At 64.6% G+C, this 24,500-nt stretch carries 23 protein-coding genes and 1 pseudogene; 10 read left to right on the top strand and 14 right to left on the bottom strand.

Annotated features, from left to right (window positions below):
• Nucleotides 1-11: 11 nt before the first annotated feature.
• The 4 genes from V6F88_RS00695 to V6F88_RS00680 are packed head-to-tail and all read right to left on the bottom strand — an operon-like array spanning nucleotide 12 to nucleotide 3,600.
• Nucleotides 12-704, bottom strand: a complete 693-nt coding sequence (locus tag V6F88_RS00695; RefSeq protein WP_332607457.1) for a 3-oxoacid CoA-transferase subunit B — start codon at nucleotides 702-704, stop codon at nucleotides 12-14.
• Nucleotides 701-1,363, bottom strand: a complete 663-nt coding sequence (locus V6F88_RS00690; RefSeq protein WP_332607456.1) for a CoA transferase subunit A — start codon at nucleotides 1,361-1,363, stop codon at nucleotides 701-703. The genes V6F88_RS00695 and V6F88_RS00690 overlap by 4 nt, the downstream gene beginning before the upstream one ends.
• A gap of 2 nt (nucleotides 1,364-1,365) precedes the next feature.
• Entirely contained in the window at nucleotides 1,366-2,598 is a 1,233-nt protein-coding gene (locus V6F88_RS00685) for an acyl-CoA dehydrogenase family protein (RefSeq protein WP_332607454.1), read from the bottom strand.
• A gap of 21 nt (nucleotides 2,599-2,619) precedes the next feature.
• Nucleotides 2,620-3,600: a Bug family tripartite tricarboxylate transporter substrate binding protein gene (locus V6F88_RS00680; protein ID WP_219992186.1), complete on the bottom strand. Its 981-nt coding sequence runs from the start codon at nucleotides 3,598-3,600 to the stop codon at nucleotides 2,620-2,622.
• Between the two features lie 268 nt (nucleotides 3,601-3,868).
• Between V6F88_RS00680 and acuR the strand changes: the two genes are divergently transcribed.
• The 4 genes from acuR to V6F88_RS00660 all read left to right on the top strand — a co-directional run bounded on the left by acuR (nucleotide 3,869) and on the right by V6F88_RS00660 (nucleotide 8,089).
• Nucleotides 3,869-4,504, top strand: a complete 636-nt coding sequence (gene acuR, locus V6F88_RS00675; protein WP_332607453.1) for an acrylate utilization transcriptional regulator AcuR — start codon at nucleotides 3,869-3,871, stop codon at nucleotides 4,502-4,504.
• A gap of 47 nt (nucleotides 4,505-4,551) precedes the next feature.
• Complete coding sequence (gene acuI / locus V6F88_RS00670) at nucleotides 4,552-5,535, top strand: acrylyl-CoA reductase (NADPH) (RefSeq protein WP_332607452.1); 984 nt, start codon at nucleotides 4,552-4,554, stop codon at nucleotides 5,533-5,535.
• 270 nt (nucleotides 5,536-5,805) lie between these two features.
• Entirely contained in the window at nucleotides 5,806-6,813 is a 1,008-nt protein-coding gene (locus tag V6F88_RS00665) for an amino acid ABC transporter substrate-binding protein (protein ID WP_370512741.1), read from the top strand.
• Between the two features lie 73 nt (nucleotides 6,814-6,886).
• Nucleotides 6,887-8,089, top strand: coding sequence for a trans-sulfuration enzyme family protein (locus V6F88_RS00660; protein WP_332607451.1), 1,203 nt, complete (start codon nucleotides 6,887-6,889; stop codon nucleotides 8,087-8,089).
• Between the two features lie 73 nt (nucleotides 8,090-8,162).
• On the opposite strand, the gene V6F88_RS00655 is transcribed toward V6F88_RS00660, so the two are convergent.
• The 5 genes from V6F88_RS00655 to pdxR form a co-directional block, all read right to left on the bottom strand.
• On the bottom strand, nucleotides 8,163-8,771 hold the full coding sequence (locus tag V6F88_RS00655) for a 2-hydroxychromene-2-carboxylate isomerase (protein ID WP_046804560.1): 609 nt from the start codon (nucleotides 8,769-8,771) through the stop codon (nucleotides 8,163-8,165).
• A gap of 3 nt (nucleotides 8,772-8,774) precedes the next feature.
• Nucleotides 8,775-10,106, bottom strand: coding sequence for an MFS transporter (locus tag V6F88_RS00650; RefSeq protein ID WP_332607450.1), 1,332 nt, complete (start codon nucleotides 10,104-10,106; stop codon nucleotides 8,775-8,777).
• Between the two features lie 29 nt (nucleotides 10,107-10,135).
• On the bottom strand, nucleotides 10,136-10,909 hold the full coding sequence (locus tag V6F88_RS00645; RefSeq protein ID WP_046804558.1) for an aldolase: 774 nt from the start codon (nucleotides 10,907-10,909) through the stop codon (nucleotides 10,136-10,138).
• Between the two features lie 97 nt (nucleotides 10,910-11,006).
• Nucleotides 11,007-11,942, bottom strand: a complete 936-nt coding sequence (locus V6F88_RS00640) for a LysR family transcriptional regulator (RefSeq protein WP_219992182.1) — start codon at nucleotides 11,940-11,942, stop codon at nucleotides 11,007-11,009.
• A complete protein-coding gene (gene pdxR / locus V6F88_RS00635; protein WP_332607446.1) occupies nucleotides 11,935-13,461 on the bottom strand; it encodes a MocR-like pyridoxine biosynthesis transcription factor PdxR in 1,527 nt (508 codons plus the stop codon). The genes V6F88_RS00640 and pdxR overlap by 8 nt, the downstream gene beginning before the upstream one ends.
• A gap of 158 nt (nucleotides 13,462-13,619) precedes the next feature.
• Here pdxR and V6F88_RS00630 point away from each other — a divergent pair, with 158 nt between their 5' ends.
• The gene (locus V6F88_RS00630; RefSeq protein WP_332607444.1) at nucleotides 13,620-13,946 is read left to right on the top strand and encodes an antibiotic biosynthesis monooxygenase family protein; all 327 of its coding nucleotides are present in this window, start codon (nucleotides 13,620-13,622) and stop codon (nucleotides 13,944-13,946) included.
• A 109-nt stretch (nucleotides 13,947-14,055) separates the two neighbouring features.
• On the opposite strand, the gene V6F88_RS00625 is transcribed toward V6F88_RS00630, so the two are convergent.
• The 4 genes and pseudogenes from V6F88_RS00625 to V6F88_RS00610 all read right to left on the bottom strand — a co-directional run bounded on the left by V6F88_RS00625 (nucleotide 14,056) and on the right by V6F88_RS00610 (nucleotide 18,941).
• Entirely contained in the window at nucleotides 14,056-14,685 is a 630-nt protein-coding gene (locus V6F88_RS00625; protein ID WP_332608905.1) for a class I SAM-dependent methyltransferase, read from the bottom strand.
• A 99-nt stretch (nucleotides 14,686-14,784) separates the two neighbouring features.
• Nucleotides 14,785-15,174, bottom strand: a pseudogene (locus V6F88_RS00620) (PDDEXK nuclease domain-containing protein); the annotation flags it as partial.
• Between the two features lie 145 nt (nucleotides 15,175-15,319).
• Entirely contained in the window at nucleotides 15,320-17,176 is a 1,857-nt protein-coding gene (locus V6F88_RS00615) for a phosphoenolpyruvate carboxykinase (GTP) (RefSeq protein WP_332607443.1), read from the bottom strand.
• Between the two features lie 142 nt (nucleotides 17,177-17,318).
• Entirely contained in the window at nucleotides 17,319-18,941 is a 1,623-nt protein-coding gene (locus tag V6F88_RS00610; protein WP_332607442.1) for an acyl-CoA synthetase, read from the bottom strand.
• A 103-nt stretch (nucleotides 18,942-19,044) separates the two neighbouring features.
• On the opposite strand from V6F88_RS00610, the gene V6F88_RS00605 reads away from it, so the two are divergent.
• Complete coding sequence (locus V6F88_RS00605; protein ID WP_332607441.1) at nucleotides 19,045-19,815, top strand: TetR/AcrR family transcriptional regulator; 771 nt, start codon at nucleotides 19,045-19,047, stop codon at nucleotides 19,813-19,815.
• Here V6F88_RS00605 and V6F88_RS00600 read toward each other — a convergent pair.
• Complete coding sequence (locus V6F88_RS00600) at nucleotides 19,734-20,738, bottom strand: SDR family oxidoreductase (protein ID WP_332607439.1); 1,005 nt, start codon at nucleotides 20,736-20,738, stop codon at nucleotides 19,734-19,736. The genes V6F88_RS00605 and V6F88_RS00600 overlap by 82 nt on opposite strands.
• Nucleotides 20,739-20,900: 162 nt before the next feature.
• Between V6F88_RS00600 and V6F88_RS00595 the strand changes: the two genes are divergently transcribed.
• The 4 genes from V6F88_RS00595 to V6F88_RS00580 all read left to right on the top strand — a co-directional run bounded on the left by V6F88_RS00595 (nucleotide 20,901) and on the right by V6F88_RS00580 (nucleotide 24,415).
• Nucleotides 20,901-21,695: an enoyl-CoA hydratase/isomerase family protein gene (locus V6F88_RS00595; RefSeq protein WP_332607438.1), complete on the top strand. Its 795-nt coding sequence runs from the start codon at nucleotides 20,901-20,903 to the stop codon at nucleotides 21,693-21,695.
• A 66-nt stretch (nucleotides 21,696-21,761) separates the two neighbouring features.
• Complete coding sequence (locus V6F88_RS00590) at nucleotides 21,762-23,045, top strand: Zn-dependent hydrolase (protein ID WP_332607437.1); 1,284 nt, start codon at nucleotides 21,762-21,764, stop codon at nucleotides 23,043-23,045.
• An 87-nt stretch (nucleotides 23,046-23,132) separates the two neighbouring features.
• The gene (locus V6F88_RS00585) at nucleotides 23,133-23,468 is read left to right on the top strand and encodes a thioredoxin family protein (RefSeq protein ID WP_046804551.1); all 336 of its coding nucleotides are present in this window, start codon (nucleotides 23,133-23,135) and stop codon (nucleotides 23,466-23,468) included.
• 56 nt (nucleotides 23,469-23,524) lie between these two features.
• Nucleotides 23,525-24,415, top strand: coding sequence for a DMT family transporter (locus V6F88_RS00580; RefSeq protein WP_332608904.1), 891 nt, complete (start codon nucleotides 23,525-23,527; stop codon nucleotides 24,413-24,415).
• Nucleotides 24,416-24,500: the final 85 nt, after the last annotated feature.

The following is a 24,500-nucleotide window of genomic DNA, read 5'->3' as shown; positions in this document are numbered from 1 at the left end:
GCTGTGTTGCATCACGCGCCCGCCGGCTCCATAGTGCCGTCTTCGCGGATAACCCCAAGGCGGCAGCCAAACTGAAGCGGCGCCTCAGTCATGGCTTGCAGTGCCTCCGGCGTCAGCCCTTGCCGTACCGCCTCGACGCGCAGGCCATCTGGCTCCACGGCCATGACGCAATAGTTGGTGAATACGCGCTTGACCACGCCCACCGCCGTCAATGGCAAGGTGCAGCGCCTTACCAGGCGGGGCACGTTGTCCTTTGTCACGTGATCCATCATGACCCAGATCTGCCTGGCGCCCACGGCCAGGTCAATGGCGCCGCCGATCGCGGGCGGCGCGCCGTCAACATTCCCGGTATTCCAATTGGCCAGGTCGCCAGATGCGGACACCTGAAAGGCGCCCAGCACCGCCACGTCGATGTGCCCGCCCCGCATCATCGCGAATGCCATGCTGGAGTCAAAGAAGGCTCCACCGGTCTTGATCGTGACGGGGCTTTTTCCCGCATTGATCAGGTCGAAGTCTTCCTCATCCGGGGCCGGTTTGGGGCCCAGGTTGAGCATGCCGTTCTCGCTATGCAGAATCACACCCCGTTCGTCGGGCAGATGATCGGCAATCAGGGTCGGCGCGCCGATGCCCAGATTCACAAAGGCATTGCGCGGCAGGCTGTGCGCGACCATTCTGGCCATGCTGTCTCGGGTCAAGGGGTTCATGCGCGCTCCGCTAGAAAAACCCTGTCTACAAAGATGCAGGGCGTGATGATGGCTTCGGGGTCCAGGTTGCCGGGAGCCAAAATTTCAGCCACCTCCACCACGACGGTGTCGGCAGCGGTGGCCATGACCGCCTGGTGATTGCGGGCCGTCTTGTTGTAGACCACATTTCCCATGGTGTCGGCGGCGCGGCCTCGCAGCAGCGCAAAATCCGCTTTCAGCGGCACCTCCAGCAAGTAGGTCTTGCCGCCGACTTCCAGCTGTTGCTTGCCATGCTCGAACAGCGTACCCACGCCGACGGGGCTCAGGAATCCGCCCAGCCCGGCCCCGGCCGCGCGAATCCGCTCAACCAGCGTGCCTTGCGGCACCAACTCCAGTTCAACCGTGCCTGCTCGATACTGCTCAGCAAACGCCGCGGCGCTTCTGGGGTAAGAGCAGATGATCTTGCGAACGATCTTCGCCTCGAACCACGCCGACAGGTCGCCCGCGCCGGAGCCGGCATTGTTTGAAATCACCGTCAGGTCGCGCACGCCAGCGGCCAAGACGGCTTCGATCAGGCGCCGGGGCAGGCCCGCCCCGCCAAAGCCGCCCACCATCACGGTGTGTCCGTCCTGCAATCCAGATAGGGCCGCGCCGGCCCCGTCCACAACGATGTTTCTCACGTCTATTCCCCTTCCGTCGTCACGCAATAATCTTTGGCCAGGTTCTTTCCGACCCGGTCCAGCAACAGCTGGCCGGTGCCGTCCGTGTAGGCGGCAAAGCGCAGTTCCGCCTGATGCATCGACAAGCGCAACGCGGGCGTGGTGCCGATCGCGCCCACGCAGCGCAGGCACTGGTCCACTCCCCAGATGGCGGTATCCACGGCAAACTTCTTGGCCTGGGCCGCCACCGTCACGGCGTCGTTGCCGTCGTTGAGATGGCGGGCCGCCTGCACCATTAGCGCGTTGGCCGCTTCCAGACGCGTGGCGACCTCGGCCAATTCCCAGCGCAAGCCCTGGTGGCCGATCAGCGGCTGGCCGAAGGTGGTTCGGTCGGCGCAATAGGCAACGGTTTCGGCCAGCGCCGAGTACAGCGTTGCGGTGCACATCGCCGCCACATGAACGCGCGCGGCGTTGATCGTGGCCATCGACGCCTTGAACGCATCGCCAGGCGCGCCCAGCATGGCCCAGTCGGGCACGGGGTGTTCCCGCAGTTCGATCTCCGCAAGCCGAAACGACGCTCCGCCCACCGTGCTGATTTCCCGGCGCGACCACGTCGGCGCGGGCGCGCCAAGGTCCACGAGGAAGCTTGCGATCGGCCCCTCGTCCTGCCCAGGCGGCACTGCTTTGGCCATCACCAGCGGCAGGTTCACGATCTGCCCATTGGTCACCCAACGCTTGGTGCCCGACAGCAGCCAACGCTGGCCAGAGCGCTCGGCGCGCATCGACAAGGCGGAAAGATCGCTGCCCGCCTGGGGTTCGGACAAGGCCGGCGCGCCCAGCAACTGCCCGCTTGCCAGCCCGGCAAGGTAAGCCTGCTGTTGCCTGGCGCTGCCCCCGCGCGCGACCCGCGTGACGGAGCCCTGAAGGTTGTTCAGCGAAAAGGCCGTGGCAAAGCTGTGTCGCGCGACCTCTTGGGCCAAGCGGACCTTGCACAGAAACGACGCGCCGAGCCCCCCCGCCGATTCGGGCGCCTGCAAGGCCAGAAAGCGTTGCGCGGCCCAGTCATGCAGGATCGTGATCGGATACGGCTCGCCCAATGTAAACGCGGCATGGGCGGCTGCGGCTACGTGCTGGTGGCAAAAGGCCCGGGCTTGTTGAATGGCACGTTGTTCGGCGTCATTGAGCAATGCGTCCAATGGGGCAAAGAACCCTAATTTTCCGGCCAGACTGGCGCCGGTCGAGGAAGAGGCAGTCATCATCGTGCTCGTTCAGGGTGCTCAGTTGACGGGAATGTTGGCGTCGACCACGAAGGTCTTCCAGTACGCGATTTCCTGGTTCACGTCTTTCTGGAATGCCTGCGGTGTTGAGCCCGGGATCGGCACCGCGCCGATCGTTGCCAGTTGCGCCTGAAAGGTCGGGCTGCGCACCAGCGTCGACACGGCCTGGCTCAAGCGCTGAACCACGCCCGCGTCCATGCCGGCCGGGCCGGTCAGGCCGAACCAGGGCGACAGTTCCATGGGGCGGGCGCCCGCCTCGGCCAACGTGGGCACGTCCGGGAAATCCGGCGACCGCTCGGGCGCCGCGATGGCCAACGCCTTCAGCCTTCCCGACTTCACGTGCGCGGCAATCGTGGCTTCGGTGAAGAAACCCACCTGCACGACGCCCGCAATCAGGTCAGTGATTGGCTGCGCGCCCCCGGGATAGCTCACGAAGGTCATCTTTACGCCGTTGTCCATATCGAACAAGGCGCCGCCAATGTGCGACGTTGCGCCGTAGGTTCCGCTGTAATTCAGCTCGCCGGGGTGTTTCCTGGCGTAGGCGATCAAGCCCTTGACATCGGGTATCGGCAGCTTGGGATCGATGACGACCAGGTTGCGCTGTTTGGCTATTTTTCCGATGTAAGTGAAGTCCTTGGCGGCGTCGTACGGCAACGTCTTGTTCAACGCTACCCCACGCGTCTGCGACGATTCCACGCTGACCAGCAAGGTGTAGCCATCAGGCGCGGCCGCGGCCACTGCCCGTGCAGCGATCACCCCACCGGCCCCGCCGCGATTCTCGACCACGACTGGCTGGCCCAGTTGTTCCGACAGGCCCTTGCCGATCAACCGCGCGATGATGTCCGTCGGCCCGCCGGGCGGAAAACCGACAAGCAGGCGAATGGGCTTGCCGGGATACGCGTCGGCCAACACATGGGAACTGGAGCCCATCGCCACCACACAAAAGCTCGCCGCCAACAGTCGTGACAATCCAAATTTCATGAACTTCCCCTTTTGTTGGCCTTGGCGTCAACGCACCGACCGTGGGGAAAGTATCGGCGCATGTACACTTTGTGTCATTAGGGAAACTACCGGGGCGCCGAAAATATTTGGTCCAAAGGCCGCCACAGACCGTGGTATCGATAACGAAAAAATCCCTAAATTCCCTGATAAAACGGGGTTTTATGCGAATTTTCAGGACCCAAGCAAGGAGTCATTGCGCGGCAAACGGCGCACTTGAAATAAGAAACGATCGGTCTATACTGCGCCAATGAACACGACACCCCCTGCACGAACCGGCCGCAGAACGCGTGCCCAGGCGTCCTTGGCGCTGGTCGAAACCCGCGACCTGCTGATCCGGGTCGGCATGCAGTTGTTGACCGAACGGGGATTCACCTCCACGGGACTGGACGCCATCCTCAAGCGCGCCACCGTCCCGAAAGGCTCCTTCTATCACTACTTCAAGAACAAGGAAGACTTCGGCCTTCAAGTGATGCAGGCTTACGACGACTACTTCGGCAGGAAGCTTGACCGCTGGCTGCTTGACGAATCCACCCCGCCCTTGCAACGCCTGCGCAATTTCGTTGACGACGCCAAGCAAGGGATGGCGCGGCATGGCTACGCTCGCGGCTGCCTGATTGGAAACTTCGGCCAGGAAGTGGGCGCGCTGCCGGAGCCGTACCGCCAGGCCATGAACGGGATTCTTCAGGAGTGGGAAGCGCGCGTGGCGGCCTGCCTGATAGCCGCCCAAGAGCAAGGCGCCCTCGGCGCGCAAGCGGATTGCGAGTCGCTTGCCCGGTTCTTCTGGATTGGCTGGGAAGGCGCGGTTCTGCGCGCCAAGATGATGCGCAGCGCCGCGCCCATGGACATCTTTCTTGATGGTTTTCTTGCGGGTCTGCCAGGCTGATCCCGCTTACGCCGGCCGACCGGCCCGGCCCCTCTTACGGAGCTTCCATGTTTAATGGCATCTTGATCGAGAAAGACGACAGCGGCTACCGCACGTCGATTCAACAGATGGAACAAAGCCGCCTGCCGCAGGCGGACGTGCTGGTCAAAGTGGACTACAGCACCTTGAACTACAAGGACGCGCTGGCCATCACGGGACAGGGCCCGATCGTACGCAGCTTCCCGATGGTGCCGGGCATCGACTTGGCCGGGGTGGTTGAACACAGCGACCACGCGGATTTCAAACCCGGACAACGCGTCATCCTGAATGGTTGGGGCGTGGGAGAGCAGCACTGGGGCGGCCTGGCCCAGTTCGCGCGGGTGGATGCGCAGTGGCTGATACCCGCGCCCGACAGCATATCGAGCCGGCAGGCAATGGCCATCGGCACCGCCGGTTATACGGCGATGCTGTGCGTCATCGCGCTGGAAAAGGCCGGCATCCGGCCGGACGCCGGCGACATCCTCGTGACCGGCGCCAATGGCGGTGTCGGCGGCTACGCCATTGCCATCTTGCACAAGCTGGGATACCGCGTCGTGGCCGCTACCGGCCGACCCAATGAACGCGATTACCTGACCGCTTTGGGCGCGGCGGACATCATCGACCGGTCGACCCTTTCCGCGCCCGGCAAGCCGCTGCAAAAAGAGCGTTGGGCCGCCGGGGTCGATTCCGTCGGCAGCCACACACTGGCCAACTTGTGCGCCAGCGTAAAGGCAGACGGCGCCGTGGCTGCCTGCGGCATGGCGCAAGGCCTGGACTTTCCGGCGTCGGTCGCACCGTTCATTCTTCGCGGCGTCAGCCTGTTAGGGGTCAATAGCGTGACGCGCCCGCGCGCCGAACGCATCCAGGCATGGAGCCGGCTTGCCACGGACTTGCCCGCCGACATCATCGACCGCATCAGCCGCGACATCCCCCTGCGCGAAGCCGTCGCCACCGCGCACGACCTGATGGCAGGCAAGGTGCAGGGGCGCGTCGTAGTGGACGTCAACGCCTGACGCGTAGGCGTTTGAACTGGGCCAGTTTGCGCGAATTCTTCCGTACCAGAATGCGCCCGACAATTACCGGGACGCGCGGCCGCTATCGCTTTTCATAGGAGCAAAGCGGCTGTTCCCGCGCCCGGGAATAGCCCCGGATTCGGCAGCGGAGGAACCGCTAGCGTATACCCGCATGGACACTTTGAGTCATAAACGACACATTACAAGCGTCCTGCGGAGCGCCGATCAGACGTCTCGCCCACCCCCTCCGGGAGCCCTGCCTTGAGAATCCTGCCGATCCTTAGCGCCTTGAGCCTTGCCGCGCTGTGCACGCAAGCCGCCCATGCCGGCGCCACGTTCGAGAACATCAAGAAGCGCGGCTTTGTCCAATGTGGCGTCACGACGGATCTGCCCGGCTTCGCCTACACCGACAGCCGCGGCGTGTGGCAAGGCATCGATGTGGACACCTGCCGCGCGATTGCAGCGGCAATGTTTGCCGACCCAGGAAAATCCAAGATCGTTCCGTTGACCACACAAGCCCGCTTTACCGCGTTGCAGTCGGGCGAGGTTGATGTGCTGACCCGCAACACGACGCAGACCATGACGCGAGACACGTCGTTGGGGCTAATTGGCGCCGGGGTCAATTACTACGACAGCCAGGGGCTGATGGCCAAGACCGCGATCGGCATCAAGAGCGCGAAAGCGCTGGATGGCGCGACGATCTGCGTTCTGCCCGGCACGACAACCGAGCTGAACCTGGCCGATTGGTTCCGAGGCAATGCCATTACCTTCAAACCGGTGGTGCTGGACAAGTTCGATGAGATCCTGCGTGCCTTCTCGGCAGGCCGATGCGATGCGATCACTGCCGACAAATCCATGCTTGCCGCCACGCGCCGCAACTTGGGCAGCGATGCCGAGTACATCATCTTTCCGGAATCGCTGTCCAAGGAACCGCTTGGGCCGATGGTGCGCCAAGGCGACGAGCAGTGGTTCAACACGGTGCGCTGGACGTTGAACGCCTTGCTGGAAGCAGAGGAATACGGCATCACGCAGGCCAATGTGGACGACATGCTGAAAAGCGCAAACCCCAACGTGCAGCGAATCCTTGGCGTCGTTCCCGGCATGGGCAAGAACCTGGGACTGGAGGACAAATGGGCCTACAACATCGTCAAACGGGTCGGCAACTACGGCGAGATCTACGAGCGTACGCTGGGAATGACAAGCGCCCTGAAACTGGAGCGTGGCATGAACGCGCTCTACAGCAAGGGCGGCATCATGTATGGCTGGCCGATCCGGTAGGCCTGGCGGCTCCCGAATCCAATCGAATCGAACCAAACCACCGAACCGACAGGACATCTCCCAGGACGCAATGATGAAAGACCACGCCAAAGACACTCGCCCGCCGGGCTTTGCCACCAAGGCGATCCACCACGGCTACGACCCTGTGGCCTTTGAAGGCGCCGTGTCGCCCCCCATCTTCCTGACATCGACCTACGCATTTGAATCCACCGAGCAATTTCAGGCGGTGTTCTCGGGCGACAGCGACCGCTGCGTATACGGTCGCCAACAAAATCCCACGCAAAAGCTGCTGGAAGATCGGCTGGCGGCGCTGGAGGGCGCCGAAGCCGCCATTGTGACGGCCTCGGGCATGGGTGCCATTGCCTCCACGTTGCTGACCTTGCTTGCGGCCGGTGATGAAATCGTCGTGCACCACACCATCTACAACACCGCCGGCGCCTTGATGGATGAGGGGCTGCCCAAGTTCGGCGTAAAAGTGGTGCGCGCCGATCTGAGCACAGCGGCCGGCACCCAGGCAGCGATCACGCCGGCCACCAAGCTGGTCTATTTCGAGACGCCCATCAATCCGTCTTGCGAAGTGCTGGACATCCAGCGTATTGCTCAGGCGGCAAAGCGCGTTGGCGCCATGGTGATCGTGGATTCAACGTTTGCATCGCCCGCGCTTCAACGCCCCATCGAACACGGGGCCGACCTGGTTATCCATTCCTTGACCAAGTACCTCAACGGGCATGGCGATATTCTGGGCGGGGTGGCGATCGGACGTCGCGACACCATTGAGGCCATACGCGCGGCCGGGGCCAAGTACCTGACCGGCGCCACGCCGTCACCGATGTCCTGCTTTCTGGTGCTGCGCGGGCTGAAGACGCTGGATATCCGCATGGAGCGCCATAGCAAAAACGCCTTGGCGGTGGCCCAGATGCTGTCCGCGCACCCGGCCGTGGCCCGCGTTATCCACCCCTTCCTGCCCGACTTTGCCGACCGCGATATCGCCCGCCGGCAGATGTCGGCCGGCAGCGGCATGGTGTCGTTCGAACTGAAAGCCGGCTTTGACGGCGTGGCGCCGATGATTGACAAGCTCAACATCATTGCGCGCGGCATCAGCCTGGGTGACACGGATTCGCTGATCTATCACACGGCGGGCATGGTCGACGCGCGCAAGAAGATCAATCCGAATCTGCGCCTGAGCCCGGGCGTGAGCCCTGGGCTGGTGCGGCTGTCGGTTGGCCTGGAAGACATCGACGATCTGCTGGACGATCTGAGACAAGCGCTGGCTTGATCCTTCGCCAGCAACACGCCGGGGCCGCGGGCGGCCGCCGGCGGCCTGCCAGGCGACCGCCCCGGTGTCGGGGTCAGCCTGCGCGTTCAAGCGTGATCGCGCGGTCCAGCATATCCAGGCGATCCTGCCCCCAGAAGACCTCACCGTCATAGACATAACTGGGCGACCCGAACACGCCCGCCGCGACCGCGTCGTCGGTGTTCTTTCTATAACGGGCTTCGATGTCCGGCTGCGCCGCCCGGTCAAAGATCGCCTGCGCCGCGTATCCCTGCTCGGCCAGAATGCGGCGCAACACCGTGGGGTCGGAAATGTCCTCGTCGTCACACCACTCGGCTTGCAGTATCCGCGTGTACAGCGGTGTGATGGGCTGGGGCACTTCCAGGGCCGCGATCACCAGTCGCGACGCCAGGTCCCCGTTGGGACACATGAACGCCGGCTGCGGGTTGACCGGCGTCTCCAACAGCCGGCACCAGCGCTTCAGTTCGGCAATGCGATAGGCCTGCCGCTCGGGCGACCGCTGGCCGAGTAGCACGCCGCCGGTACGTCGATAGACGTCTGGCAGATCGACAAGCCGATAGTTGATGCCGACGCCATGCCGCGCGGCCAGCGCGTCCAGCCGCTGCGCGCCTAGATAGGCCCAGTCGGAGTTGATCCAGAAGTAATAGTCGATGTTCTTGTCCATGGCTTAGCGCGTCGTGATGGGTTGACGGGCGTTGAACCGTTCGGGTCCGTGCATGAACAGCGCGCTGCCCGCTGCGATAACGCCAAGAATGCTCAGGTACCAGACGATGTACTTGGGATTGCCGTCGGCGTAAGCCAGCAGCGACGTAGCGATCAACGGCGCCAGGCCGCCGCCGATGGCGCCCGACACCTGCACGGCAAGCGATATTCCGCTGTAGCGCACTTCCGGCGGGAACTGCGATGAAAACAAGCTGCCCTGCGGCCCATACAAGCAACCATAGATCAAGCCCACCGCAATGATCATCGCCCAATTGATGCTGCTAGGCTGGCCGGTCTGCAGCAGCGTGAAAAAGGTGGGCGCATAGAAGATGATGGCCAGTGACCCCAGGATGAACACCGAGCGATAGCCGACGCGGTCGCCAAGAATGCCGAACAACGGCATGGTGAACAGCGCCGCTGCCGCGCCCCAGATGGTCGCGTCCAGCATCACGGCACGGGGCACGCCCAGGCTTCCCGTCGCATACGCCAAGGCAAAGGTCACCACCGTATAGAACCAGGTCACTTCGGCCAGGCGCCCGCCGATAACGGCCAACACTTCACGGGGATACTTCTTCAGCACGACCTTGGCGGGCACATCGACTTTTTCTCCCTTGTTTTCCATGTTCTGAAAGTCGGGCGATTCCACCACCTTGACCCGGATGAACCAGCCGACCAACAACAGCACGACGCTGGCCACGAAGGGCACGCGCCATCCCCAGGACAACATGTCTTCTTCGGGCAGCTGCGCTACCGCCGCCATCGCCAGCGACGACAGGATCAGTCCCGGCGCCACACCCACTTGCGGCAAGCTGCCAAAGAACCCTTTCTTGCCTTCGGGCGCATGTTCCACGGCCATCAACACGGCCCCACCCCATTCGCCGCCCACGGCAATGCCCTGCAAAAATCGCATGCAGACCAGCAACACGGCCGCCCAATAGCCGATGCTGTCGTAAGACGGGATCAGCCCGATGAGGATGGTCGGTATGCCCATCAAAAACAGCGTAATCAACAGCATGGACTTGCGACCGACCCGGTCGCCGAAATGCCCGAAGATGACGCCGCCCAGTGGCCGGGCAAAAAAGCCCACCGAATAAGTGGCGAAGGCGGCCAGCGTCCCGGTGATGGGATCGAAAGCGGGAAAGAAAATCTTGTTGAAAATCAGCGCCGCGGCGGTGCCGTACAAAAAGTAGTCATACCACTCGATCGTGGTGCCCATGAAGCTGGCAATGCCCGCCGTAACGTGCTGGCGCGACTTCCCCTTGCCACCCTGATTGGATTGGGTGTTCTTGTCGTTCATTTGGTGTTCCTTGCGGAGGTAGGCGCGGCTTATTTCGGGCCGGCAAGCCGGTCCGTCTGACGGGACCAGTAATTGAAAGTGGCTTGGACAATGGAGCGCTTGAGCAGGTAGTCGTGCGCTTCCTTCGCCAGCCTCGCGTCCACCGGCGTCAATGGGCCGAACGCCTGGGCGCGCACCTGCAAGCGCGCGGCGCGTTCCAGGTAAACGGACAGATAGGTGGCTTCCTCGACCGAAACGCCGGCGGTCAGATAGCCGTGATGGGCCAACAAAATAGACTTCTTTTGGCCCAATGCCGCCGAAATGATCACGCCCTCTTCGTCTGCGATCGGCACGCCCGGCCATTCGCCAAGAAAGGCGCAATCGTCGAACAGAGGCGCCATGTCCATCTGCGCCACCACCAAAGGCTGGCGCGCGGTGGCCAGCGTGGTCGCCCAAGGCGAATGCGTGTGGATGATCGATTGGACGTCGGGCCGATTGCGGTACACCCACAGGTGAAAACGGGTGGCCGGGTTGGCCATGCCGGTGCCGGAAATCGTATTCAGGTCCTGGTCGACCTCGATAAAGTCGTCAGGCGTGGCTTCGTCAAAGCCCAGGCCGAAGCGTAGTGTCCAATAGGCATTTGGCGTGTCCGATCGCGCGCTGATCTGCCCCGCCAAGCCCGCTTCTTGCCCCGTCATCGCCAGGATGCGACAGGCGTAGGCCAGGGTTTCATTCAAGGACCGATCCTGGCCTTTGAGGTGTTGCGCCATCTCTTGCGTGGCGCGCTCGTCGAAATACGCTTTGCTGCGGAGCTCGTCGCTCATCTCTTACCCTTTGTGAAGTCGACACGGAGTCGGTGGGCCGAGTATGAGAAGTGCGCAAAGCGACGTCGATGCGTCTGAGGCTATATCAGCTATTCAGTTATTCGGTCATACGCTTGCAAAGACGCTGCGCGATCTGCAACGTCAGCGCCGCCAGCGGAAACAGTGCGTAGCCGTCGCGGTGGATCGCCACTACCTTACGCGCCAGCCGTCCCCCGGTGATGGTAATTTTCTTCAGCCGGTGGTCCTGCAACAGGCGGTCGGGCATGCGGGTCGGCAACAGGCAGTTGCCGATGCCCGCCGACACGAGTTCCAGCGCAGAATCCACCGTGTCGGTCTCGGCCGACACCACATAGTTCAGCCGCGAATGGTGCAGCATTTTTCGCAGTGCGTAGTGCTCGGGAAAGGCCACCAGCCGCAACGGCCGCGACCAGATGTCGGTCGTCTCGTCGTAGGCGTCATCGTCGATCCGGGCGATCAGGCACATCTGGTCTTCAAACAGTGGGACGGACACCAGGCCGGGGCTGGCGACGGCCGAGTCGTACACGAAACCCAATTCCGCCTTGCCCGAGGCCACCAGGTCGACCACTTCCGGCGAACTGCGCGCCATCAAGTGCAGATTGGCATCCCCCCCTTCGTGAGCCACCGCCGACACCAGATCGCCCAGGAAGTAATAAGTCAGCGTGTGCACCGCCGCGATGCGCAGCGACGAAGACCCGGCCGAACTGGAATCCCGCGTCTTGGCAACGGTGTCATCGATCAATTGAAACGCGGGTGCCACCGCGCGGTGCAACGTGCGCCCAACGTCGCTAAGCACCATGCCCCGCCCGTTGCGATCAAAAACCGGGCGGCCCAAATAGGCTTCCAAGGCGGATATCTGCCGGCTAAGACTGGGTTGCGAAATGCCCAGTTCGTCGGCGGCGCGGGACATGGACCCGCACGCGGCAATCGTCAGAAAATACCGCAGCCGGCGATCGGAATCGCCGGTGCCCTTGTCAACGTCGGCATCGACAGGCGGAAGGTTCAATTTAGGCACGGCGCGTTTCCGAGGAGTCGATGCTGAGGCCGGCAGCGGTGCTGCCGGCGCGTAATGTCTGGATGGCGCGAGCCAGCCGCAGCACGCCCTCGTCAATGGCCGCGGGCGCCAGACTGGCGTAGCCCAGAACAAGGCCGGCGCAGCAATGCGAGCGGTGCGCCTCGCCCTTGAAATACAGGGGTGAGATGGGTCGAACGCCCACGCCGTGCTGCCGGGCCAGGCTGACCAGCTCAGGCTCGTCAGCCTCTGCCACCCCGGGCACCCACACCACCACGTGCAAGCCGGAGGCCGAACCCGCCACCTGGACGGCGTCGGGCAGGTGGCGTTCCAGGGCGCGCAGCAGGGCGACGCGGCGCGCTTCGTTTTGCCGCCGGCAACGTCGCACGTGGCGTTCATACGACCCGTCTTCAATTAACGAAGCCAGCGCCGCCTGTTCCAGCCGGGGTGCGTGCCGGTCCATCAGCCGCTTGGCCTCTCGAAACACGCTGACCAGGCTGGGTGGCAGCACCAGATAGCCCATTCGCATCTGCGGGGACAGGGCTTTGGAAAACGTGCCGACATAGATGACGGCGCCTGAATCGTCGATGGATTGCAGCGTATCGACGGGACGCATTCCATAGCGGAATTCACCGTCGTAGTCGTCTTCGACGATCCATGCCCGCTGCCTGGCCGCCCACGCCAGCAGCGCCCTGCGGCGGGCGATGGGCATCACGCCGCCCAAGGGAAACTGGTGCGACGGCGTCACGTAGACCAGGCGCGTGCGTTCTTCGGGCAGGGCCTCGGACAGCAGCCCTTGTTCGTCCACAGGCACTTCGCGCACATCCGCCCCCACGGCCTCGAACAGGCGGCGGGCCATCACGTAGCAAGGGTCTTCGACCAGCACCGTATCGTCAGCGTCCACCAGTACGCGCGCGCATAGATCGATTGCCTGTTGCGAGCCATGCACGATAAGGATCTGGTCGGCGTGACAGGCCAGCCCCCGTGCCCGGCGCAAATAGCCTTGCAGCGCCACACGCAGCGCAAGTTCACCCTGGGGAGCCTGGTAATAAAGACTAGGCTGGCGTTGTACCAAGGCTCGGTTATAGGCTTTGCGCCACGCCAGCACCGGGAAGTCGTCAAAGGCCAAGGCGCCATATAGAAAGTCAATAACGCGCGGATCGGCGCCAAAAACCTGCGGCCCATCTTTGTCGAGAAAGCCGCGCACTTTCTTGCCGTACGCCGACAAGCGCAGCACCGCATCCGGCGCTGCCATGGCCGGCCGTGGATTCACATCGGCGTGGGCGGCGCCGGCCGCCACGCGCGCGCGGCGGCCCAGGCTGGTCTCAACGTAGCCTTCGGCGGCCAGCTGTTCGTAGACCGTCGTGATCGTGGTGCGGGACACCGCCAGGTCCAGCGCCATCGCCCGCGTCGAAGGCAAGGGCATGCCCGCGCGCAAGGTGCCATCAAGGATCTGCGCCCTGATGCGTTCATAGATGCGGCGGCTGGTGTCGGCTGGGGGCTTGGCCGGGGACGTAGGCATGAGCGGCTTAACTGGCTTGAAAAAAATCAATCGGACTGGACGTTTTCATTGTGCCAGATGTGCGTCATAGTCTCGTTTTTTCTTGTCTGTGTCTGCGCGGCTTTGCGCTTGATTTCCGCTTGGCTTCTGCTTGGTTTTTTCCCCTGCCTTTTTCCTTTATGTACACCGCAACCTTCACATTCATGCCCGGGGAGTACGACAGCGCCTTCCACGAAATGGACAACGCCATCGCGGCCATCGCGCGGTCCATTCCCGGCTATCTGGGCGAGGAAGCCTGGGAAAATCCGGCGACGGGCCTGGTATCCAACGTGTATTACTGGAGTAACCGCGAAGCCCTTCAGCAGCTGATCGACCACAAGGACCACCTCAAGGCCAAACGGCAGCAGAACAAGTGGCTACGCGGTTATCAGGTGGTCATTGCCGAAGTCATCACAAGCTATGGCGACGGAGGCATCGCGCATCCGTTGAACCGCCCCGTCCAGTAACCGCGCAAGGCCGTGGAACCGGCTTTGGGCGACCGGCGGCGGGCGACCGGCTTCGGGCGACCGGCTTCGGGCGACCGGCGCCAGGAAGCCGGCAGTTGAACCCGGCGCCCTACCCCGGACGGCGCCATACCGTCGCCAGCCACGGCTGCTGGTCGCGCGGCAGGCCGTCGGGGCGGTAATAGTGTTCCAGTTCTTCGAAGCCGGCACCCGCCATCAGTGCGCGCCAGCCTTCCAGGTCGTGGTAGGCGCCGTAGCGCCCACGGTTCCAGCCTTCCTGGTTGCCGCCACGGGGGTTTGAGCAGAACAGCACGCCGCCGGGACGCAGCGCGGACCATAGCTCGCGCAACACTCGCGGCAGTTCCTGGCCGGGCACGTGGAACAGCACGGCGTTGGCGAAGATGCCGTCAAAACGTTCTGCGGGCAGCGACAGTTGCAGGAAGTCCTGATGCCAGACCTCGCAGCCGGACGCGGCGCGGGCCATCTTGACGAAGCTATGCGTGCCGTCCAGCCCCACCGGCCGATGGCCCAGCGCGGCAAACGCCATCAGGTCGCGGCCGGGGCCGCAGCCCAGATCCAGGATGTCGTACGGCGGCTCGACATGGATGTGGCGCATCAGCGCGGCGATGTTCTGCGTGACGTCGTGCCCGCGCGTGTTGGCCGCGAACGCCTCGGCGTTCTCTTCGTAGTTCGCCAAGGTCAGCGCGGTGATCTTGGCCAGGTCTTCCGGGTCGAGTTTCATCACGGCATTGTGCCTGGATTGCGGCGCGCGTTGCTCGATTCGCGCGCGGGAGCGCCGCGCGGCTTGCTGCAAGCGCTGCGCCAGCACCGCGCGGGGCGGCAGGTCGGTGGGATATTGCGCCGCTTGCACGCCGGATGGCGTCAGTTCAAGCAGCTGGATGTATTCGGTTTGCGTACCGGCGCACATGATCATGCCCAGCGGCGTCGCTTCTTCGGCCTGGCGGTCGGATTTGTCCAGCCGGCGCAGGCAGGATTCCACCTGCGGCTGGCTGATCACGGAGAACTCGTCCAGCGTCATCACAATGGCCACCAGCCGCCGAAGCTTGCGGTGAAAGAACAGCAAGTCCAGCGTGTGTTCGTCGTTGTCGATGCGCAGGCGCTTTTGCCGGGCCACGAACGCAAGGCCGACGTCCAGCTGCATCAGGAAGGACTCCATATCCGCCACGATGGCCATATGCAAGTCACGCGCCGGTGCTGCATCGGCGGGCATTGCGCACCCTGCCCGACTGCCGGATTCGCCCAGATTCCACTTCGTCACGACGACTACTCCTTAGAGACCCCAACGAAGTGTTCATCATGAAATAGAAAAGCCCGCGCGCCTACTGGGCACGCGGGCTTCTAGGACCAAGTCAGACTCAGGCGGCCAGACGGCCTTCGATTTTGGTCTTGGTGGCGGGCAGGTCTTCCGGCAAGCCTTGGGACAGTTGGCCGAACAGTTCGTGGTGCAGCGCCAGCTCGTCGCGCCAGGCGTCGGCGTCCACCGACATGACCTGCTCGAACTTGTCGGGCGTGAACTCCAGGCCAGTCCAGTCGATGTCCTGGTAGCTGGGCGATACGCCGAACACCTGGTCCACACCCTTGGATTCGCCGTCGATACGGCCCAGCATCCAGCGCAGCACGCGCATGTTTTCACCAAAGCCCGGCCAGACGAACTTGCCATCGGGGCCCTTGCGGAACCAGTTCACGCAGTAGATGCGCGGCAAGGTGGCGCCGGTGGCTTCCAGTTGCTTGCCCAGCTTGAGCCAGTGGTTGAAGTAGTCGCTCATGTTGTAGCCGCAGAACGGCAGCATGGCGAAGGGGTCGCGGCGCACCACGCCCTGCTGGCCGACGGCGGCAGCGGTGGTTTCCGAGCCCATGGTCGCGGCCATGTATACGCCTTCGACCCAGCTGCGGGCCTCGGTCACCAGCGGCACGGTGGTCGAGCGGCGGCCGCCAAAAATGAACGCGTCGATGACCACGCCCTTCGGGTTTTCCCATTCGGGGTCGATGGACGGGCATTGCGCGGCCGGCGCGGTGAAGCGCGCGTTCGGGTGCGCGGCCTTGCGGCCGGTTTCGCGGGCGATGGCGGGCGTCCAGTCCTGGCCTTGCCAGTCGATCAGGTGCGCGGGCGGCGTGTCGGTCATGCCTTCCCACCAGACGTCGCCATCATCGGTCAGCGCCACGTTGGTGAAAATGACGTTGGCCTTCAACGTGGCCATCGCGTTGAAGTTGGTCTGTTCGCTGGTGCCCGGGGCCACGCCGAAATAGCCGGCTTCCGGATTGATGGCGTGCAGGCGGCCGTCGGGGCCGGGCTTGATCCAGGCGATGTCGTCGCCGATGGTGGTGACCTTCCAGCCGTCCATGCCTTGCGGCGGGATCAGCATGGCGAAGTTGGTCTTGCCGCAGGCCGACGGGAATGCCGCCGCCACGTGGTACTTGCGGCCCTTGAGCGAGGTAACGCCCAGGATCAGCATGTGTTCGGCCAGCCAGCCCTGGTCGCGGCCCATGGTGGACGCGATACGCAGCGCAAAGCACTTCTTGCCCAGCAGCGCGTTGCCGCCATAGCCCGAGCCGAAGCTCCAGATTTCGCGGCTCTTGGGGAAATGCACGATGTACTTGGTGGGGTTGCACGGCCACGGCACATCGGCTTCGCCGGCGGCAAGCGGCTTGCCCACGGAATGCACGCAGGGCACGAAGTCGCCATCGGTGCCCAGTACGTCGTACACGGCCTTGCCCATGCGCGTCATGATGCGCATGTTCACGACCACATAGGGGCTGTCGGACAGCTCAACGCCGATGTGGGCGATGTCCGAGCCCAAGGGGCCCATCGAAAACGGCACGACGTACAGCGTGCGGCCGCGCATGGCGCCGTCGAACAGGCCGTTCAACGTGTCGCGCATTTCAGCCGGATCGGCCCAGTTGTTGGTGGGGCCGGCGTCTTCGGCGCGGTCGGAACAGATGAAGGTGCGGTCTTCCACACGCGCCACGTCGGACGGGTCCGAGCACGCCAGGAAGGAATTCGGCCGCTTGGCGGGATTGAGCCTGCGCATCGTGCCGGCCTGGACCATCTGTTCGCACAGGCGGTCGTATTCTTCTTGCGAGCCGTCGCACCAGACCACACGGTCGGGCTTGGCCAGTGCTACAAAACTGGCTACCCAGTCGATCAGGCCGCGATGCTTGACGTAGGCGGGCACGTTCAACGCTGCCAACCCCCCATCCAATGGCTTATTCATTGGGGCTATCTCCATGCTTAGACGAATGGTGATACGGCCCCAATTGCGTGGGGCCGTATGTAATTTGCGCCATCATACTTGCAGCGCGGGGCAACCCGTCAACCCATCCTCATGGACGAGATTGTCACGGGTTGAGACGAGCTCAACGGTAGCTCCCGTCGCGCAACTCTCGGCGGATGATCTTGCCGGTCGCCGTGGTTGGCAAACTGGTTACAAACCGGATGGCGCGCGGGTATTCATGGGCGGCCAGACGGGTGCGTACATGCGCCTGCAAGTCGCGCACCAAGGCGTCGTCGCCGGTGACGCCGTCATTCAACACAACATAGGCCATGACGATCTCGGTGCGTTGTTCATCGGGCACGCCCACCACGGCCGCCATGCGTACGGCGGGGTGGCCGATCAGGCAGTCTTCGATGGGCGCGGGGCCGATGCGGTAGCCCGCACTGGTGATGACGTCGTCGTTGCGGCCAACAAAGCGGATAAAGCCGCGCGCGTCGCGCACGCCCACGTCGCCCGTCAGGAGATAATCGCCCACGAACTTTTCGGCGGTGGCCCCGGGGTTGTTCCAGTAGCCCAGGAACATGACGGGGTCCGGGCGCAATACGCCGATGTTGCCCTCCTGTCCATCGGCCACTTCTACGCCCTGGTCATCCACAATAGCCACCCGGTGGCCCGGCGCGGCGCGGCCGATGGAACCGATTTCCGGGTCGAACAGCGACGAGCACGATGACACCAGCATGTTGCATTCGGTCTGGCCGTAGAACTCGTTGATGGTTACGCCCAGCACGCGGCGGCCCCAGTCGATGAGCTCGGCGCCCAGCGATTCCCCGCCGCTGGCCACCGAGCGCAGCGCCAGCGCGCCGGCGCCGTCCGGGTAGGCGGCCCCGCGCATCATCTTCAGCGCGGTGGGCGGCAGGAATGTGTGGGTGACGCCGTGGCGCGCCATCAGCTCCAGCGCGGCGCTGCCGTCGAACTTTTCAAAGCGGCGCGCCAGCACCGGCACGCCGTGGTGCCACGCGGGCAGCAGCACATCCAGCAGCCCGCCGATCCAGGCCCAGTCGGCCGGCGTCCACATCAGGGCGGCGTTTTCGGGAAAGAACTCGTGTGACATTTCCACGCCGGGCAAGTGGCCCAGCAGGACGCGATGCGCGTGCAGCGCGCCCTTGGGCTTGCCCGTGGTGCCGGACGTGTAGATGATCACGGCGGGGTCGTCGGCGCGCGTGGAGACCGGTTCGAAAACGTCCGATTCCGCGGCCAGTGCCGGATGGAACGGCACGGCGGCGCCGTCGCCATCCCCATCAATGCAATAAATGACCTTCAGGCCGGGCAGGCTGGCGCGTATCTCGCGCAGCTTGCGGCAGCCCTCGGTGTCCGTCACCAGCGCCGCCGCGCCGCTGTTGGCCAGCCGGTACTGAATGGCGTCCACGCCGAACAGCGTGAACAAGGGCACCGCCACCGCGCCCATTTTGTAAACGGCGATGTGGGTAACCGCCGTTTCAGGCGCCTGTGGCAGGTACACGGCCACGCGGTCGCCGCGCCGCACGCCATGGCGGATCAGGCTGTGGGCAAGGCGGCTGGACTGCGCCTTGATGTCATCGAACGAGTAACGCGTTTGCGCACCGTCGCTTTTTTCGAAGATCAGCGCCAGGCGGCCGCTGCCGTCCGCCCATTTGTCGCAGGCGTCCACGCCAATGTTGTAGGTGTCCGGCACCTGCCATTGGAATTCGGACACAAGCTGCTTGTAGGATTCCTTTCGGGACAGCATGGTTTTGTCTCTGATGTTGTTATGGAAATCGCCCGGGGCTTGCTGAACTTGCTTGACCCTGGCTCAATAATAAGCCTCGCCCCACCGCCCTTTTGCCGTCCGCATGGAAAAAACCCCCGTCGTTCCGATCCGCCGCCCGCCTGCCAGCGCCAAGTCCGAACAGCGCATACGCGACATCCTGCACATGGCGCGGCAGGTGTTTTCCGAGGCCGGCTTCCAGGCCGCCACCACCACCGAGATCGCCCAGCGCCTGGGCGTGTCCGAAGCCACGATCTTCACGTACTTCGGCGGCAAGCGTGAATTGTGCGTGCGGGTGATCGGCGACTGGTATGACGAAATCATCGCCAAAGTGGAAGACAACCTGCCGCACGTGCACGGGGCGCGGGCGCAGCTGCATTACCTGGTGCATACCCATTTGCGGCATCTGCTGGCCGAAGGCCCGGGGCTGTGCGCCTTCATCCTGTCCGAAGGGCGCGCGCGTAACGACGATTTCGGCGAGGTCTACGCGGGGCTGCAACGGCGCTATACGGCGCCGCTGATGCGCATCCTGGCACAGGGACAGGCCGACGGCGACATCCGGCAAGACATGCCGCTGCGCTTGCTGCGGTCCACGGTGTATGGCCCGATGGAGCACGTGCTGTGGGATGCGATGCTGCGCGGCGCGCGGGTGAACGTGGCCGCCACCGCCGACCAGTTGGTCGGGTTCTTGTGGCAGGCCCTGCAACCGCCGCACCGCGACGCGCTGGCGCTGGCGCAGTTCCGGGGCGAGGTGCGCGACGCCCTGCACCGGCTTCACGCGTCTGAAGAGACGGCCGAAGGGCTCGCGTCGGCTGCATCGCCCGCATCGCCAAACAAGGACGGCGGCACGTACTGAGGAAAGCCGTTGTAGACCTCGCCCCGTTCGGCCGCCTGCAAGGTCCAGGAATGGCGCGCGTTCGGCACGCCGCCATCCACGCGAATGACCGTGCCGTTGATGAAGGCGGCTGCGGGCGACAGCAGGAACACCACGGCCGCCGCCAATTCGGCCTCGGTGCCAAACCGTTGCAACGGCACCTTGGTCTTCAGTTCACGCAGCACCGCGCGGTAGTGGTCGTCGTAGCTGTCCATGCCGCTGGAGGCGATCCAGCCCGGCGCGACCGCATTCACGCGCACTCCCGCATAGGCCCACTCGCACGCCGCGGTTTCGGTCAGGTTCCAGACTCCGGCGCGCGCCGCGCCTGAATGCCCCATGCCGGGCATGCCACCCCAGATATCGGCCAGCATGTTCACGATGGACCCGCCGTGCTGGCGCATGTGCTGGGTGTAGACCTCGCGCGCCATCAGGAAGGTGCCGTGCAGGTTGTTCTGCACGACCGCGTTCCAGCCGTTCAGGCTGATGCGGTCCAGCGGCGCGGGGAACTGCCCGCCCGCGCAATTGAACAAGCCGTCGATAGCGCCGTGCCGCGCCAGCACGTCCGCCACCGCGCCGCGCACGCCGGCTTCATCACGGATGTCGCAGGCATGCAGGCTGAGTCCGCCGGCGGCCTCGGGGTAGATGCGAGCGATTTCCGCGCCCGCCGCTTCCAGCTTTTCCAGCTTGCGGCCCACCAGCGCCAGGTTCGCGCCCAGCGACGCCAGCTCGTGCGCGGTGCAACGGCCCAGACCGCTGCCGCCGCCAGTCACCACGACGGTCTTGCCATCGAAAAGCCCCGGTCTGAACACCGAGGCATAGCGCGACGTGGCGGCTTGGCCGCCCGCTGTCGCGCCGGACGTAGAGCGCGACGCGGGGTCCGCCTGCGCATTCGATTCTGGGTTCATGCCTCGCTCCATTATTTTTTTGAAGGTATTTTTTTAAGGATATTTTTTGAGGATAACTCAATATTTCTTTCCAACGCATCCCAGAAATCCCGATTCCGTCCTAGAATTATTGGATTGCAGCACCCCACTTCTTGAGCACAAATCAACAACCGGGAGACCCGCATGACTTCGACTGCCCCGCTGAATGTCGCGCGCGATGGCGCCATCGTTCGACTGACCCTGAACCGGCCGGACATGCGCAACGCCTTCGATGAAACGCTGATCTCCGCGCTGACCGGCGCCGTGCGTGATGCCGCGCAAGATCCCGGCGTGCGCGTGCTGCTGCTGACCGGCGCGGGCAAGGCGTTCTGCGCGGGCGGTGACCTGAACTGGATGCGCAAAATGGCCACGCACACGGATGTGGACAACCGCCAGGATGCGACCCGGCTGGCCGACATGCTGCACACGATCTGGGCGTGCCCGAAGCCCGTGGTGGCCTGCGTGAACGGCGACGCCTACGCGGGCGGCATGGGCCTGCTGTCGGCCTGCGACATCGCTATCGCGGCCGACGGCGCGCATTTCTGCCTGTCTGAAACGCGCTTGGGGCTACTGCCCGCCACCATCAGCCCGTACGTGATCCGCGCCATGGGCGAGCGCGCCGCCAACCGGTATTTCCTGACCGCTGAACGCTTCGACGCCGCCACCGCGCTGCGCTTGGGGCTGGTGCACGATGTGGTGCCGGCCGACGCCCTGGCCGACGCCGCCGACGCCATCTGCCGCGCGCTGTGCGCCAACGGGCCGGACGCCGTCAAGGCCAGCAAGCGGCTGGTACGCGATTTTGCGGGCCGGGCCATTGACGCCGAATTGATCGCCGACACGGTCGAGCGCATCGCCGCGTGCCGCGCCACCGATGAAGCGCGCGAAGGCGTGGCGGCTTTCCTGGAAAAGCGCGAGCCGTCCTGGCGACAGCTCCCTTGAGACCATGGCGGGGATAGCGGCTACACACGCCATGACATAATCCCTGGCGCATCTTCAGGAATTTTCATGCCGCACCCGACTTCCCCCTCCCCCGCCTTCCCGCCCCTCAATGCCGACCGCCTGTGGTCCCGCGTTGAAGCCTTGTCCCGGTTCACCTTGCCCGACGTCCCCTGGACACGACGGGCCTTTTCGCCCTTGTTCGACGACGCCCGCGCCTGGTTGCGCGGCCAATTCGAAGAGGCCGGCCTGGCCACGCGTCTGGACGCGGGCGGCAACCTGGTCGGCACGCGCGCCGGCCGCGACCCGGCGCGCAAGCCCATCGCCACCGGCTCGCACTGCGACACCGTGATGGAAGGCGGACGCTTTGACGGCATCATCGGCGTGCTGGCCGGCATCGAAGTGGCGCACACGCTGAACGAGCACGGCATCGAACTTGACCACCCCTTTGAAGTCATCGACTTCCTATCCGAAGAACCCAGCGACTACGGCATCTCGTGCGTGGGCAGCCGCGCCCTTAGCGGCCAGCTGTCGGCGGACATGCTGGCCGCCTGCAACCCCGCCGGCGAATCGCTGGCCCAGGGCATTGCCCGCATCGGCGGCGACCCCGCCGCGTTGACCGCGCCGCTGCGTGGCGCGGGCGGCACGGCGGCCTTTGTTGAACTGCACATCGAACAAGGCCCCGTGCTGGAAAGCCGTGGCCTGCCGATTGGCGTGGTCACCAATATCGTGGGCATCCGGCGCGTGCAGATCATTGTGCAAGGCCAACCCGACCACGCCGGCACCACGCCGATGGACATCCGCCGCGACGCCCTGGTGGGCGCGGCGCGCATCATCGACGCGGCCAGCCGCCAGGCCAGCGCCGCCAGCGGCAACCCGCATTACGTGGTGGCCACCGTGGGCCGGCTGTCGATGACGCCCAATGCCGCCAACGCCGTGCCCGGCCGCGTCGAGATGACGCTGGAAGTGCGCAGCGACAGCAACGCCGTGCTGGACAGCTTCCCCGAAACGCTGATGGACGGCGTGGCCGACGACCTGAAGGCCTTGCGCCTGACGGCCGGCTTCTCGCCACTAAGCCGCGCCCAACCCACCGACTGTTCACCCCTGGTGATGGACGCCGTGAAAGCGGCGGCGGACCAGCTGGGCTACGCGTCCATGCGCCTGCCCAGCGGCGCCGGCCACGATGCCGTGTACATGGCGCCCACCGGCCCCATCGGCATGATCTTCATCCCCTGCCTGAACGGCCGCAGCCACTGCCCCGAAGAATGGATCGAACCGTCGCAGCTGCTGGACGGCACGCGCGTGCTGTACCAGTCCGTGCTGGAACTGGACCGCGTGCTGCGCGGCGCCTGACGCGCCACACCCATTCCGCCCCCACGGTTATCGCCGGCCACGGGGCGGCGCGCTGCCATAATGGCTGCCTTGCCCCGGATGAATCCCATGGAACAGATAGAACTGAACGACAGCACCGCCGACCGCTTCCTGCTGGACGCGCCCGGCTTGTCGCTGCTGGTCTTCCATAGCCGCACCTGCGGCACCTGCCGCATTGCGCGCGAACAGCTGCCGGCGCTGGAACTGCCGGTGGAAAGGGTCTGCTGGGTGGACGCCGGGGACAACCGTGGCCTGGTCGAGCGCTACGAAGTCTTTCACCTGCCCGCCATGTTCGTGACACGCGACGGCGCCTTTTTCGGGCCGGTGCAATCGACGCTGGCCGAGTGGGACTTGCGCCAACAGATCGGCCTGGCGCTGGACAGCTACCCCGCCGAATTGCCGTGACGGCGCCCGCGTCCAAACCGCTGCGCCTGCCGCTGGACACGCTGGCCACTACCGGCATGCTGGCCCTGTGCGTGTGCTGGGGCTTTCAGCAGATCGCCATCAAGCTGGTGGCCGCCGACATCGCGCCCATCATGCAGATTGCGCTGCGATCAAGCTTTGCCGCGCTGGTGCTGGCGGTGGTGGTGTGGCGAGCCGAAGGGCTGGGCGCCGTGCGCGACGGCACGGCGCTGCCGGGCCTGCTGGTAGGCTTGCTGTTCGGCGCGGAATTCCTGTTCGTGGCCCAGGGGCTGCTGTACACAACGGCCTCGCACATGTCGGTGTTTCTATATACCGCGCCGATTTTTGCCGCGCTGGGGCTGCATTGGCTGCTGCCCGAAGAACGCATGCAGCCGCTGCAATGGCTGGGGGTCGCGATTGCTTTCGGCGGCATTGCGGTGGCGTTCCTGTTCAAGGGCGACGCGCCGCGCGAAGCGGCAGGCGCCGCCAACATGCTGCTGGGCGACGCCATGGGGTTGGCGGCGGGCTTGCTGTGGGGCGCCACCACGGTCGCCATCCGCGCAACGTCGTTGTCCGAAGCGGCCCCGTCCAAGACCTTGCTATATCAGATGGCGGTGGCGGCGGTGGGCCTCTTGGCCTATGCCGTGGCTACCGGGCAGCACGCCATCCGCCCCACGACGGCGGCCTTGACCAGCGTGGCGTTCCAGGCAGTGGTGGTGGCCTTGTCCAGTTACCTGGCGTGGTTCTGGCTACTGCGCCGTTACCTGGCGTCGCGCCTGTCGATCCTGTCGTTCATGACGCCGCTGTTCGGCGTGAGCTTCGGCGTGCTGATCCTGGATGAACCGCTGGACGCGGGCTTTGCCATCGGCGCGGTGCTGGTGCTGTCCGGCATCACGCTGGTCAGCGGCGGCGAAGTGGTCAGGCAGTGGCTGCGCGGGCGGCGGGACTGATTTGGCGGTCAGGGCGCGGGGCGCTCTATCCCGCCGCCCGATCCCGCTGCCCGATCCCGCTGCCCTGCCCCGATGCCCTGCCCCC

The organism is Achromobacter sp. ESBL13, from assembly GCF_036668755.1.
Taxonomy (GTDB): Bacteria; Pseudomonadota; Gammaproteobacteria; order Burkholderiales; family Burkholderiaceae_B; genus Achromobacter.
The sequence above is the reverse complement of the archived record's forward strand: the minus strand, read 5'-3'. Positions and strand labels throughout refer to the sequence as shown.